The sequence below is a fragment of the Arthrobacter sp. TB 26 genome (genome assembly GCF_000427315.1).
Taxonomy (GTDB): domain Bacteria; phylum Actinomycetota; class Actinomycetes; order Actinomycetales; family Micrococcaceae; genus Arthrobacter.
The window spans coordinates 1-12,609 of the sequence record NZ_AUPJ01000504.1; the positions used below are offsets into that span (position 1 = coordinate 1).

Here is a 12,609-nt window from a genome sequence, read left to right on the forward strand (position 1 = left end):
CCCGCCGGGGCTCGCGTGACAGCCCGGAGTCGATGACCAGCCGGACCCCGGGGACGGTGAGGGAGGACTCGGCGAGGGACGTTGACACGATGATCCGCGGGTTGCCTCCGGGTTCCCGCCCGGAGACGGCACGGTCCTGCTCCGCGGGGCCGATCTGCCCGTGCAGCTCTAGGACTTCCACATGCGTCCGGCCGCGCAGCCGGCCGGCGACATAGGACACTTCCCAGGCCCCCGGGACGAACACCAGGGCGTCAATGTCCTGGCCGGACGCAAGTGCCTGGGCGTGCGACGAGGCGGCCGTTTCAGCCACATGGTCCAGGAAGGCGCGCGTCACTCCCCGTTCATCCAGCCGGGGCCCCGCGGCCGGCCTCCAGTCGACCTCCAGCGGGTGCAGCGCGGATGGGCAGTCGACGACGGGCGCCGCCCTGCCGCCGTCGTGGTCCGCCGCGTTGTGGTCCGCCGCGTCGTCGGCCGCCCCGATCAGTGCGGCGAAGCGTGGTGCGTCCAGGGTGGCGGACATGGCGACGAGCGCGAGGTCGCCCCGGAGCTGGCGGACCTCGGTGAGCATGCCGAGCAACAGGTCTGTCTCGAGGCCTCGTTCGTGCACTTCGTCCAAAATGACGGCGCTGGTGCTTTCCAGTCCCGGATCCGCGAGCAGGCGGTTGAGCAGGACGCCCGGGGTGACAAATTCGATGAGGGTGCCCGGACCGGTCTGTCGTTCGCCGCGGACCGTGTATCCAACGCGGTCCCCCAGCCGGCTGCCGTCCAGGGCAGCCAGGCGCCGCGCAGCAGAACGGGCGGCGACCCGGCGCGGCTGCGTGACAATGATGCGGGGCATGCCGACTCGCCCCAGCTGCCGGGCAGCCGCCAGGGCGAGGTTGGCCAGCAACGGCGGAACCAGGGTGGTTTTGCCCGTTCCCGGCGGCGCCTGCACCACGGCGGTGGGGCCGGGGCCGCCGGCCCGCAGCGCCCCGGCCAGCTCACCGAGCGAATGCGCGAACACCAGGCCGGCTCCGATGACGTCCAGTTCGAAGGGCTCTGGAGCGGAGGGGGTCGGAACAGCCGAAGAAGTCACGCCTCCATTGTGCCTACAAAGCCGGGACCTGGTTCCGCCGGGGGCTGACGCGGGACTTTTGACTCCTGCGGCAGCACGTCCCGCGGGCCTAGGCTGAGGCATGGCTGGCTCCGGGAAACTTGAGGTGGAACGAAAATACGAGGTTGAAGAAGGCGACGAACTGCCCGCCCTCGCCTCGTTGCCGGGAGTTGACCGCGTCGGGCCTGCCGAGGAAGAATCCCTGGACGCGGTCTACTTCGATACCGCGGAGCTGGCACTGGCTTCCCGCCGGATCACCCTGCGCCGGCGGACCGGTGGCCACGATGCCGGATGGCATTTGAAGCTCCCCGTGGCGGTTGGGGAACGTCAGGAGTTCACGGCACCGTTGGGCACGGAACGGGGGCCGGTTCCCCGACGGCTGCGGCAACTCGTACGGGTCCACACCAGGGATCAGGATGTGATTGCAGTGGCAAGGCTCAAGACCATGCGCACCATGCACCGCCTCCTCGCCGCCGATGGCAGTACCCTGGCCGAATTCAGCGATGACCGGGTGGATTCCCAGGCCCTGTTGGAGCCGCAGGCAAACGCCACCTGGCGGGAATGGGAAATCGAACTCATCGACGGCCCCAAGCGGCTGCTCGAGGGCGCCGACGCGCTTGTGGCCGCTGCGGGCCACGAACCGTCCGCGCTGCCGTCCAAACTGGCCCGCGGCCTGGGCGGACAGTACCCTCCCGGCCGGACGGCGTCCCCCGAGCCGGAGCCCGAAGGGCCGGCCTCAGCGGTGCTTTTGTCGTACCTGGACCAGCAGGTTGAGGCACTCAAAAGACATGACCCAGGAGTCCGGGCGAACGCACCGGACGCCGTTCATCAGCTCCGGGTGGCTGCACGCCGGATCCGGTCCGTCCTGGCCACTTTCCGGAAGTTGACTGACACGGGCGCGGCAGGATCGCTTCGCTCGGAACTTCAGTGGCTTGCCGGCAGCGTGGGCGAGGCACGGGACAATGAGGTGATGCAGGCCCGGCTGCTGGAGCTGGTCGGCGCCGAACCGCCGGAGTTGCTGTTGGGCCCGGTCGCGCAGCAAATTGAGGACCACCTCGGTGCCGTCGCGCATGGTGCCCGGGCGAAGGGTCTCGCAGCCTTGAATAGTGCCCGCTACTTCCGCCTCCTCGATGCGCTGGATGCCTTCCTGGCCGACCCGCCGCTTACCGAAACCGCCGGGAAGGAAGCAACGCGGACCGTGGGCCGGCTCGTCACGAAAGAGCGCAAACGCCTGAAAAAAGAGGTAGGCGCTCTCGGCGTCGACCATGCAAGTCCGGCCTTGGACGCCGAACTCCATGACGTCCGGAAGCGTGCCAAGCGACTGCGCTATGCGGCGGAAGCGTCGGCACCGATTTTCGGCAAGCCGGCAACCGTCCTCGCCCGGGCCGCAGAGGAGATCCAGGAGAGTTTGGGCGACCATCATGACAGCGTCGTCACCCGGGATTTGTTGCGTCAGTTGGCTAGCGACGACGCCGGCGCAAATGCGTTCACCTACGGGCGGCTGCACGCCTTGGAGCAACAGGGCGGCGAGGATGCCCGGGAGCGGTTCTTCCGGACGTGGAGGACGTCTCCGCCTCAACCGCTCCGCTGGAAATAGCTGCGACACCCGTTCCCCACCGGCCCTGGGGCACCCCGCAGGGTCACCGTCCCGCCAGTGCACGTCCCCGCCAACCGAGTACCAGCAACACCAGACCCATCGGGACGAGGGCAACGGACGCATAAAAGAACATCCGTTCAGCCCCCGTTGGCGCGACCACGCGGCTGAACAGTTCGGCGCCGATGGCAGGATTCACGTCCAGACCCAGATCCTCGAGGTGCATGTAGCGTGAAAATGCAACGATGCGCACGGCAAGGGCGACTGCTACGCCGTGATTTGGCTGCGGTTGAACACATCTCCCCCAAACAATCGTTAACCTTCGCTGGCACCCGGTGTCCGGCTGTCCATGCTATTCCCTGGCGCCAACTTCCGTCACCCCGGCGACGAGGCCTCAACTGGTGCCGGGTTCCCCGTCGTCAACATGGCTCCCCCATTGTGTTTCCGGGCCCTCCTGTCCCTCAGACAAAGATTCCCACATGGCCAGGTGGCTCATGAAGTGATCGGGGGCGGCTCCATGCCAGTGCCATTCGCCGGGTGGAGTGCAGATCGTGTCCCCCGGTCGGATTTCGATGACCTCGCCGCCCCGGGACTGGACCAAGCCGCGCCCTTCGGTGACATGCAGGCTCTGTCCGTTGGCGTGGCAGTGCCAGGCTGTGTGCGCACCGGGCGCGAACCGGATCATGTTGACGCGCAACCGGGAGGGATCCTCCCCCTTGGCGATGACGTCGAACCAGACATCGCCGGCGAACATCTCCCCGGGTCCTTTGTTGCTGGGCTGCTTGGTTTGGATTTCCATATCTCTCCCTTAGATCGCGTAAATCGCGGTTGACCATCCCTTCCACCCTGGAAGGCCCGCGGCGTCCCCGGGAGGTTCTGCCGGTGCCTGCATCGACGGGTCCTCCCGCGACGATGTGGCCCGGCACGATTCCGCTACGCTCCCGGGCCTCCGACGCGGAAAAGGTATGGCGCTACGGGGATTCCCGTAGCGCCATACCTTTTCCGCGTCGTAATGCTTTTTGCGTAGCAGATACAGGAAGCCTACGGACGGCGCCGTCGCTTCGGTGGCCCCGCGGCGCTTCCGTCAGCTGGCCTGCAGATCGGAGTGGTGCTCCGCGACAACGTTCGGGTGGGCCCGCAGCCGGTAGCGGAGGGCGTTGTCCCCATAGGTTTCCAGAATCGGGCTGTTTGTCGGATCAACCGACAGGCCGCGGGCTCTGGCCTGGAACTCCGGACTCACCGCGAGCTGCGGCATCGTCGCGTCCAGCGCCGGGTTGAAGAAGAATGGCAGGGAGACGCGGTCAGTGCCGCGCAGGGGCGAGATCACGCGGTGCAGCGTCGCCTTGAGGTAACCGTTGGTTGCCAGTTCGAGCATCTCGCCGATGTTGACGACGAACGTTCCCGGAACCTGCGGGGCGTCGATCCATTGCCCCTGGTACTCCACCTGCAGCCCTCCCTTGCCGGGCTCCACGAGCAGCAGCGTCAGGACTCCGCCGTCGCGGTGGGAGCCCACCCCCTGCTTGGGTTCCGGGCTGGACTCCCCCGGATACCGCACAATCTTCAGCAGGGGGAACGCCCGCGCCGCGAAGGCGGCGTCGAAGGTGTCTTCGGGCGCCCCGAGGGACACCGCCAGGGCACGCAGGAGAGCCAGCGAGATGGCACTCAACCGCTCGGTCCACTCCAGAACAATGTCCCGCATTTCGGGAAGGGCTTCCGGCCACAGGTTGGGCCCCTCGAGACGCCAATAGTCGGCGACGCCGGGACCCGGCTGGACGGCGGCACGCTCGACGCCGATATCGATCTGCTCGCGCCAGTCCACTGCGCCGTCCGTGAGCTCGCCGCCGACCCTGGTGTAACCGCGGAACTGCGGACTGTGGACGTTCTCGACGGCGAGCTTCTGCTCGTCGGGCAGCTCGAAGAAGCGCCGGGACACATCGAGCATGGCGTCCGTCAATTCCGGGGGGATTCCGTGTCCGGCCAGGTAGAGGAAACCGACCTCGTGCATGGCGTTCCGCAGGTCCTCACGGAACTGCGAAGCTTCCTCCGCGCCGGCGTTCAACCGGGAGAAGTCCAGGACGGGCAATGTTTGGAGTGGCACCTAAATAGTCCTTTTCAATAACCTTGGCAAGCTGGGGACTGTATATTCTTCAATGTTACGGACCGGCGTTCACTCCGCGGCATTCAGATGTCGAAATAAGACATTCGGCGGACGTGGGGTCAGCGCGAACACCCGCCGCCGGGTGCCTCGCCGACGGCCCATCGATAACCGCCCTTGCCGGATCACGGGCGCCGGAGGAGGATGTGCCCAAACTCCAGGAGGCCCGACATGACCACGCTTGGCAAATTTGAGAAGTACCTGATCGAGGAATTCTTCGACGACTACCGCGCCGGCTCCCTGAACCAGCGCACATTCACGCGCCGGGTGGCGTTCATTACGGGCAGCATGGCAGCAACCTCCGCCGCGATGCTCCTGGTCGGCTGCACCCCGGAGGAAGTCCCGCGCAGCACCGACCCCATGCCCACCCCCAGCCCCACGTCATCGGGCACGGGGACGGGAACCGCATCCGCCGGCCCGGTGCCGGGGGCCAAGAGCCCCCTCTCTGTTCCTGAAGGTGTTCCGGGGCTGGCGACGGGCACGGTGCGATTCCCTGTCGGCGGAACCGAGATCAGCGCCTACCTTGCCCGGCCGGAGTCGGGCGCTGCCGGTCCGGCCGTCCTGATCTGCCACGAGAACCGCGGGCTGACCCCGCACATCGAGGACGTGGCGCGCCGCTTCGCCAAGGCCGGCTATGCCGCCCTTGCCCTGGACCTGCTCAGCCGGGAAGGAGGCACCGCGGGCATGGACCGCGACGCCGTTCCGGGAGCACTGACGGCAGCCGGCGCTCAACGCCACGTCTCTGATTTCGCAGCGGCCTTTGGCTACCTGCAGTCTCAGGACTTTGTCGATGCGGGCCGGATCGCCATGACCGGGTACTGCTTTGGCGGGGGCATCACGTGGCAGGCAGCGACGGAACTGCCCGGGCTGAAGGCCACCGCGGCGTTTTACGGCCCCTCCCCCGACCTGGACAAGGTCGCCGCGATCAAACCGGCGGTCTTCGGCGTCTATGCCGAACTCGATCAGCGGATCACCGGCGCGCTGCCGGCGCTGCGGGATGCCCTGGCTGCCACGGACGTCCGCCACCAGCTCACCGTCTATCCCGGCGTCGACCATGCCTTCCACAACGACACCGGGGAACGCTACGTTGAAGCGCAGGCCACCGCTGCCTGGACCGACACGCTGGCGTGGTTCGCGCGGTACGTCTGAGCGCGTTGTTGCACAGCTTTTACCCAGGGTTTACGTGCCGTGTCTTGTGGGGCCCCGGAGCCTCCAACACACTGGACATCACCAGATGAACAGATCCTAGTGGTCGTTCGACCAGAGCAGCGGGACACGTACGCAGCGATGCGTTCCCGCCTGATCCGCGGTATTGACGCCGGGGGCAGGCTCCGCAGACCGGGGAGGATTGTTATGGCCGCCATGTTTGAACTCTTCGTTGACGGGGAGTCGAATTTCCGATTCCGGCTCAAGGCACCGGACGGGACCGTGATGGCGGTGTCGGCTGCGTTCAGCGACAAGGCCGCCGCCGTCGCCGGCATCTCCGCCGTGCGAGAGTGCGCAGGAATGGGCCTGGTCACAGATCTCTGCCCGGAGGGAAGCGCGAAAAGCGGGGTTCGGGAACCGGCACATCCCAGCGACGCCCTGCCTGCCCGTCATGACTGGCATAAACGGGCCGACAACTTCCACACCCGCGCCAAAACCATCCGACGGGCCGCAACAACGCCCAGGTGGACTGGCGCGGCGTAAAACCAGCGGGAACAAGCGCGGTACCAGTCCCCAGAGCAGGCTACGGGCGCGTTCCATTCTCAGACCACTGCAGGACCCGCAGTGCCCGGAGGGTGTTCCACCGGCTGGGCTGGCCGTCACCGTCCTCCAGCCCGAAGTGGACCTGCCCGGGATGCGTGTTTTCGAGCAGCCAGGTCCCGTCGGGCTGCCTTTTCGATCGAAGCAGCTCGATCGCCTCGGCCATCCGCGGGTCGGGGGGATCACCGGCGGACCGGAAATACTCCAGTGCCCGGAGCACGTCATAGTACCAGCGGGTCGGAAACGTGAACTCCAGCCAGGCCGGGTCAATGACCTCTCCGGTGCTTTTGCGCCGGAACAGCCGGCGTTCGAGGAGATACTCCTCGCCCCGGCGTCGAGCCTTCCTGGAGTCCGCGGAGCCGACGGTCGCCCGCTCGTGCGCGAGCAGCCCTTCGAGCACGTTGATCGTCGTCGCCGCCGACGAAACAACGGCGCCGTGCGCCGCCCAGCAGTTCCACCCGCCGTCGTCGAGTTGCTCGCTGACCAGACGGGTGACGACGCCGTCGACGTTCTGACCGAAGTAAGCGCCCAGCCCCACGGCCATGCCATTGATGCAGGGTTCGACCTCGCCCGTGAAATAGGGCTGTCCGCCCTCCTCCCAACGGCAGTTGTCCCGCACCAGCGCCACGCTCCGGCGCATCTGGTCGTCGTCCGGATCGACGCCGAAGTCACGCAGCTGCAGGAGACTGTACGTGGTGGCGGTCCACGGCTGGCTTCCGTCGTCGGGCGCGTCGCCCCCATGCGCGGGGAAGTACGCTCCCCCGGCCCACTGACCATCCGCCCCGCGCAGGGCCAGCAATCGCGCGCCCCACCCTTCGGTTGCCACCCGTGCGCGCTCTGCAGCCACGACGTCGGCCGGGGCACCAGCGAAGTCACGCAGCACTTGCCAGCGAATGGCTGGATCAGAATCCAGCAGCCAGTCCAGGACCGTCATGCGCCGATTGTAGTGCCCGCGCCGCGTACGTCACATAGCAGCGGGGTCGTCAACAGCAGGCTGCGCTTTAGCCTTCGCAGTCAATGCAGTAGGCGTGGCCGTCCTTTTCGCGCGCGATTTGGGAGCGGTGCCGGACCAGGAAACAGGAGTAACAGGTAAATTCGTCCTCCGCCTGCGGGATGACCTGGACGATCAGTTCCTCGGCGACGAATTCTCCGCCAGGGGCAATCGAACCGTCCAGCGAATCCGCCTCATCCAGATCACGCACCACGCTGCGGGCGTCCGGAGCGTTCTCGGATTGCAGCGCCTCCAGGGACCTGTCCTGCGACTCCTTGACGTCGGAGCGTACTTCATCGTAATCGGTTGCCACTTGGGGTGTTTCTCTCTTCTTCGAAAATGCTGGTCGGATAGATGTTCAACAGACGGGACCGCCCCGGTATTCCCAAGTCTCCCGGGAGACTCGTCGTTCCGGGAACCCGGCAGGCAATTTTCCGCGCATGCCGGCAGATTTACGTTTGTACAGTCGTTAGATTTAAGGCTATATTCGTGGGAGTTTCTTTGGGGGGAAATCATGAACAAAGCGCAAAGGCGCGCCCACGTGGAACCGCCGTGCCGGGAATGCGGCTCCAGGGTGATTCCGATCTGGAAAGACGTGCGACCTGCAGCTTCCAGCCAGCCGGATTGGAGGGTAAGTGCACGGCAATGCAGCCGCCAGGCGTGCGGCCTCAACGACATTCAAAACTGGCGCGAGACCTGAGCGCGACCGAGGTTAAAACGCGGGAGTAGTGAAGCCTAGACACAGCAGGCCGCGGCCTGCCTGCCTGCTCAAGGATCGGATCCATCGCCAGTGCTGGGTGGTTGAGCAGTACGTTGCGCGTTGGATCCGCTGAAGGGGGTGGGAAAGCCGCTGGGCGCTCCCTCCCGATCCCGCCATGATGAGACGCACCGCGTCAGCCGACGCCTCCCCGCTGAGCGTGACGGAGAGCCGGTACCGGGCACGCTCCTCGTCCGTCAACAGTGAGGGCTGGCGTTCATTCGCGGCGGACACAACCTTGATCGCTTCTTCCCAGTGCAACCGTGCCGTGACCACGAGCCCTGAAGTCTGCGCAAAGCGGGCCTGCGCGAGCGGTGAATCCGTCTGGCGGTTGTCCAGGGTGTTCTTGACCTTACGCACCAGCATCCGGTACTCGGGAACAAACAGCTTCTCCGCCCGGACGTCGTTGCCGCCCGTGCCCCTCAGCCCTGCCGTGTGCCACACGTCCAGCACTTCGACGTCGGATATCGGGACGAGGCATTGCAGACGCATGGTGCCGTGCTGCGCCGCCAGGAGCGCCCACCCGGAGTGCATCACCCCGGAGGCGAAACTCCACAGGCCCGATATCGCGTAGCCTCCCGGGACCCTCTCAGCAGCGCCCACCGGCGCCCCCGTGGCGGCCGCCAACGGTACGGGACCATTCGCGAAGACTTCGTCCTGAACCTCCCGCGGCCACCGTGCCAGCATCCAGACGTGTTCGATCAGATGCCCAGCGGTCCAGGCTGTGGAGGCGCAGCCCTGGGCAAGCCGGCGGATGGCCTGGGCATAGGTCCCGGCGCCCATCCCAAATCCCCCGACGGCCATGGGAGAAAGCAGGTGGAAGACTCCGGCGTCCTTCAGTTCCTCAATGCTGGATTCTGGAATGCGGCGAAGACTCTCCGTTTCCTCGGCCCGTTCCCTCAGCCGGGGAACGAGTTCGTCAATCCGGCTGAGCACGTCATCAGGGGTGGGCGGAGCGGTGTCCGTCCCAGGGTTCATGGCAGCCTCCCCGCGGATCTCGCCTGGGCGGGATTCCCGGGGTCCGACGTTGGCCGGCAGGTTGAGGGTATGGCCGGTGTGGTCGCGTTTCGCCGTCAGGTAGCGGTGGTTGGCCGCGGACAAGTGCACCCCGGTGGGGAGCTGTTCGATGACTTCAATGCCGAGGGAGGTGAGCTGGGCAGCCTTGTCCGGGTTGTTGCTGAGCAGGCGGACCGTGGTGGCGCCGAGGGCGCGAAGTGCTTCGAATGCAGCACCTGGGGGCCCGGTACAGGTAGATCCTGACGCCGGCGCGGAGCAGCGCCTCATAGTACGATCGCTGCGCGTGATAGACCATGCTCTGGTCCCCGACCTCGGAAACGAAGAGCTCGACACTGAGCCCCCGCGCGGCAGCTGTGACAATGGCCATCAGGATGGATTCGTCCGGGACGAAGTAGGGGCTGGTGATGCTGACCCGGCGTTCCGCCTTGTGGATGAGCGTGGCGTAGCGCTTCAAGTTGTTGTCGTTATCAAAGCTGGGACCGCTGGGCAGGACCTGCGCAGCGATCAGCGCCGGACCTCGGCCGGGGAGTCCGGTTGCCCTTCTTGTTGTAACTGGCGTCGATCAGGTTCTGGGACCCGGTGAACCCCACGCGGCCGTCGACGACGAGGATCTTCCGGTGATTGCGCAGGTCCGGCCGCTGCCACTTACCCTGCAACGGCCGCAGTGACAGCATCGGGTGATATTCGGCGCCTATGTCCTGGAGGAATTTCAGCGTTTCTTTCCGGCCCGGAAACATCAGACCGGCTAAGTGGTCCGAGAGCACCCTGACGGCGACGCCGCGCCCCCTCGCCCTGGCCAGCGCGTCGAAAAACGGTGCCGTGGTCGCATCAAGCGACAAGATGTAGAACTCCACATGCACATAGCGCGTGGCCGAATCGATTTCCGCGGTCATGACATCGAAGGTGCCCTTATAGTCGGGCAAGAGCTCCGCAGTGTTGCCTTTGACCATGGGCAGCGCCCCCAGGTTGTTATTCAACGCCACCGCCGAATGCAGCCACTCGGGCCAGTCGTGGCCTTGGCTGACTAACGGGCTACGTCCGTCCGCGACAGGACCAGTTCGTTGACCTGCCGCTGCTTATCGGGCCGGCCCTTGGGCAGTTTGGCGTAGCCGACAAAGAAGAACGCGATGGCGCCGAGCAACGGAATGAAAATAATGGCGAGAACCCAAGCAATTGCAGATGACGGGCGACGATTCACCGACACGAGGACAGCTGCAATGGCCACTACGAGGATTATGGGCAGCCAGCAGGAGCACAGCGATCGTTTCGGGGTCCCGGAAGAATTCGCGCACGACTACATCGAGGCCCTTCCGCCGGGAACGGCGCCCGTCCTCCCGGATCGGGAGAACTGCGAGCGCGTTCAGGCCAGCACCCGGCTCTTGATTATTTCAAACTCTTCAGGGCTGATAGTTCCGGCGTCCAGGAGCGCCTTGGCTTTGGAGATCTCCTCAGCGGGGCTCCCTGTGGATCCCCTGCGGATAAAGGAATCGGCGGCCTCCTGGTCGCGCCGGGCCCGTTGCGCGGAACGCTCTGCCATGCCGTCACCGCGGGCAGCCAGGTACACCAGCAGGGTCACGAAGGGCAGAAAGCAGAGGAAGAATATCCAGACGGCCTTCCACCAGCCGTTCAACTTATGGTCGCGAAAAAGGTCGCCGATGATCGCGAAGACTCCAAACAGGTAGGCAAAGAACACACACGCGGTGAAGAACCACCAGAAGATATCCCAAAAGTTCTCCCAGAAACTCATTTCGCTTCCTTGCTTTCACTTGGTGTGGCGCCGGTCGCGGGCGCCCCTGGTCGCGGGTTTAGCACTTGGCTGCAGTTCCGAGGTCGCTAAGTGCGACTGCAGCCGGTAGTCGAAGCGGCTGTGGCCAGGAGCGCAATCGTTCCTGCGCGGAGCGCGATTGGCTTTGACATTGGAGGAACCTTTCCGGGATGGACCGCCGCAGCCTGACCGAAGGCAAAACAAGTGTCGGCCTTTAGCCGGCCGTGGACCTCACCCGCTGCGGATGAAATGTCCTGGACGTGGCCGGACCTTTCAAACAATCCCGCGTTCGGCAGCCGTTTTCAGGGCGTCGCGCCGCCCTGCCGCGCCGAGTTTGCGGTAAATCGACCGTTCATGCGTCTTGACGGTGTTGACGGAAATGAAGAGCGCGTCGGCAATTTCAGCCGCAGTCATGACCGAGCGCATGTAAGCCAGCACCTCGCGTTCGCGGTCCGTGAGTGTCCAGTAGGAACGAGTCCGGAGGTGTGGGGGGCCCTGCGCGTGGCGTGCCATCCGCGCTGCGATGAACGACTCATGGGTGGTGCCCCATACCGCGTGCCGGATCAACAGTTCCGCGAGTTCGTCTTTCCGCTCCGTGAAAGGACGCAGGACTGATTGCGGCTCGGCCCGGTGGACCGCATGTTCTATCCGCTCATGGACCAAAGCCTCATCGCCATCCCTGTGGGCCAGGAGCGCCTCGGTCAGGCTCAGGCTGGTGTCGAGATACCGGTTGCGCCGTCGGTCGGTAAGTGCCTGGGCACACAGGAGTGCGGTGTCGCCCTCTCCTCCGCGACGCAGGAGTTCCGCCAGGAGTGTGTCCACTAAGGGCGCATGGCCGCCGGCCCCCAAAGGCTGGACGATTGTTAACGCGCCGTCCAAGTTGCCCCGTGATTCCGCGATCTTGGCCCTGGCGATGGTGTGGAAGGCGTTCCACGACATTCCGTAGAGCCCCCGGTCGTGGAAGGACTCCAGCGCAGCGCTGGAGTCGGCAAGATGGGTTTGATCCCCAGCGGCACAATCAACCAGGACCCGGTAGAAGACGCTGAGTGGTCCGAGGGGGAACAGCTGGCCGGCCAGACGCTGGGCCTTGGCAAGGTGGGCCCGAGCACCCTTCAGCTCGTCCCTCCAGTAGAACGCAATTCCGCGCGCCAGCCAGGCCGCTGCCATCCGATCCTGCGAAATCCCGCCCAGCCCGCGTGCCCCCTCCAGCGCCTGCGTCGCCTGTTCCTCAGCGGTCACAAGGTCACCGGACGCCGCGAATGCCAACGCCAGTTCTGCTTTGGAGCAAACTTCCACTGCCTCCAATAGTTTCTCAGCGCCGTCGGCCGCGGCCGATTGGAGCAGGACGGTTGCCTGGTCCCCGGCCCGGTGATGTCGGAACTCAGCCCGGGCCAGCAGGAACAGTCCGGACGAGGTGGCGGGATGGCTGTCCCCGGCAGCGCCGGAAAGTGACCCGAAGTTGTCGCTCGGGGCCGGCAAGACCAGCCTGCC

General features: G+C 65.7%; 14 protein-coding genes and 1 pseudogene. 3 read left to right on the forward strand and 12 right to left on the reverse strand.

The annotated features are described in order from the left end of the window. Window positions 1–1,075, reverse strand: a 1,075-nt coding sequence (locus K789_RS0119815; RefSeq protein WP_024368270.1) for a DEAD/DEAH box helicase, incomplete at its 3' end; no start/stop codon positions are given. Between the two features lie 100 nt (window positions 1,076–1,175). Between K789_RS0119815 and K789_RS0119820 the strand changes: the two genes are divergently transcribed. Next, a complete protein-coding gene (locus K789_RS0119820) occupies window positions 1,176–2,690 on the forward strand; it encodes a CYTH and CHAD domain-containing protein (RefSeq protein ID WP_024368271.1) in 1,515 nt (504 codons plus the stop codon). 43 nt (window positions 2,691–2,733) lie between these two features. On the opposite strand, the gene K789_RS0119825 is transcribed toward K789_RS0119820, so the two are convergent. The 3 genes from K789_RS0119825 to K789_RS0119835 form a co-directional block, all read right to left on the reverse strand. Next, window positions 2,734–2,940, reverse strand: a complete 207-nt coding sequence (locus K789_RS0119825) for a hypothetical protein (protein ID WP_024368272.1) — start codon at window positions 2,938–2,940, stop codon at window positions 2,734–2,736. Between the two features lie 141 nt (window positions 2,941–3,081). Continuing rightward, window positions 3,082–3,486 carry a cupin domain-containing protein gene (locus tag K789_RS0119830; RefSeq protein ID WP_024368273.1) on the reverse strand — a complete coding sequence of 135 codons (405 nt, stop codon included), beginning with the start codon at window positions 3,484–3,486 and terminating at the stop codon, window positions 3,082–3,084. Window positions 3,487–3,771: 285 nt separating this feature from the next. Then, window positions 3,772–4,785: an isopenicillin N synthase family dioxygenase gene (locus tag K789_RS0119835; RefSeq protein WP_024368274.1), complete on the reverse strand. Its 1,014-nt coding sequence runs from the start codon at window positions 4,783–4,785 to the stop codon at window positions 3,772–3,774. A 228-nt stretch (window positions 4,786–5,013) separates the two neighbouring features. Between K789_RS0119835 and K789_RS0119840 the strand changes: the two genes are divergently transcribed. Continuing rightward, a complete protein-coding gene (locus K789_RS0119840) occupies window positions 5,014–5,991 on the forward strand; it encodes a dienelactone hydrolase family protein (protein ID WP_024368275.1) in 978 nt (325 codons plus the stop codon). A 204-nt stretch (window positions 5,992–6,195) separates the two neighbouring features. Beyond that, window positions 6,196–6,531 carry a YegP family protein gene (locus tag K789_RS0119845; RefSeq protein WP_024368276.1) on the forward strand — a complete coding sequence of 112 codons (336 nt, stop codon included), beginning with the start codon at window positions 6,196–6,198 and terminating at the stop codon, window positions 6,529–6,531. A 40-nt stretch (window positions 6,532–6,571) separates the two neighbouring features. On the opposite strand, the gene K789_RS0119850 is transcribed toward K789_RS0119845, so the two are convergent. From K789_RS0119850 to K789_RS0119875, 8 genes and pseudogenes are all read right to left on the reverse strand, one after another. Then, window positions 6,572–7,522, reverse strand: coding sequence for a hypothetical protein (locus K789_RS0119850; RefSeq protein WP_024368277.1), 951 nt, complete (start codon window positions 7,520–7,522; stop codon window positions 6,572–6,574). 67 nt (window positions 7,523–7,589) lie between these two features. Further along, a complete protein-coding gene (locus K789_RS0119855; protein ID WP_024368278.1) occupies window positions 7,590–7,892 on the reverse strand; it encodes a DUF4193 domain-containing protein in 303 nt (100 codons plus the stop codon). Window positions 7,893–8,291: 399 nt separating this feature from the next. Next, window positions 8,292–9,620, reverse strand: coding sequence for an acyl-CoA dehydrogenase family protein (locus K789_RS24215; protein WP_237739648.1), 1,329 nt, complete (start codon window positions 9,618–9,620; stop codon window positions 8,292–8,294). A 13-nt stretch (window positions 9,621–9,633) separates the two neighbouring features. After that, window positions 9,634–9,807: pseudogene (locus K789_RS26305) on the reverse strand (phospholipase D-like domain-containing protein); the annotation flags it as partial. A gap of 13 nt (window positions 9,808–9,820) precedes the next feature. Continuing rightward, complete coding sequence (locus tag K789_RS26310; protein ID WP_237739649.1) at window positions 9,821–10,246, reverse strand: phospholipase D-like domain-containing protein; 426 nt, start codon at window positions 10,244–10,246, stop codon at window positions 9,821–9,823. Window positions 10,247–10,377: 131 nt separating this feature from the next. Continuing rightward, window positions 10,378–10,578, reverse strand: coding sequence for a PLDc N-terminal domain-containing protein (locus K789_RS26315; protein ID WP_237739650.1), 201 nt, complete (start codon window positions 10,576–10,578; stop codon window positions 10,378–10,380). A gap of 135 nt (window positions 10,579–10,713) precedes the next feature. Further along, window positions 10,714–11,100 (reverse strand): SHOCT domain-containing protein, encoded by a 387-nt coding sequence (locus K789_RS0119870; RefSeq protein ID WP_024368280.1) that lies wholly within the window; start codon window positions 11,098–11,100, stop codon window positions 10,714–10,716. A 291-nt stretch (window positions 11,101–11,391) separates the two neighbouring features. After that, window positions 11,392–12,597 (reverse strand): helix-turn-helix transcriptional regulator, encoded by a 1,206-nt coding sequence (locus K789_RS0119875; protein ID WP_024368281.1) that lies wholly within the window; start codon window positions 12,595–12,597, stop codon window positions 11,392–11,394. Window positions 12,598–12,609 lie beyond the last annotated feature (12 nt).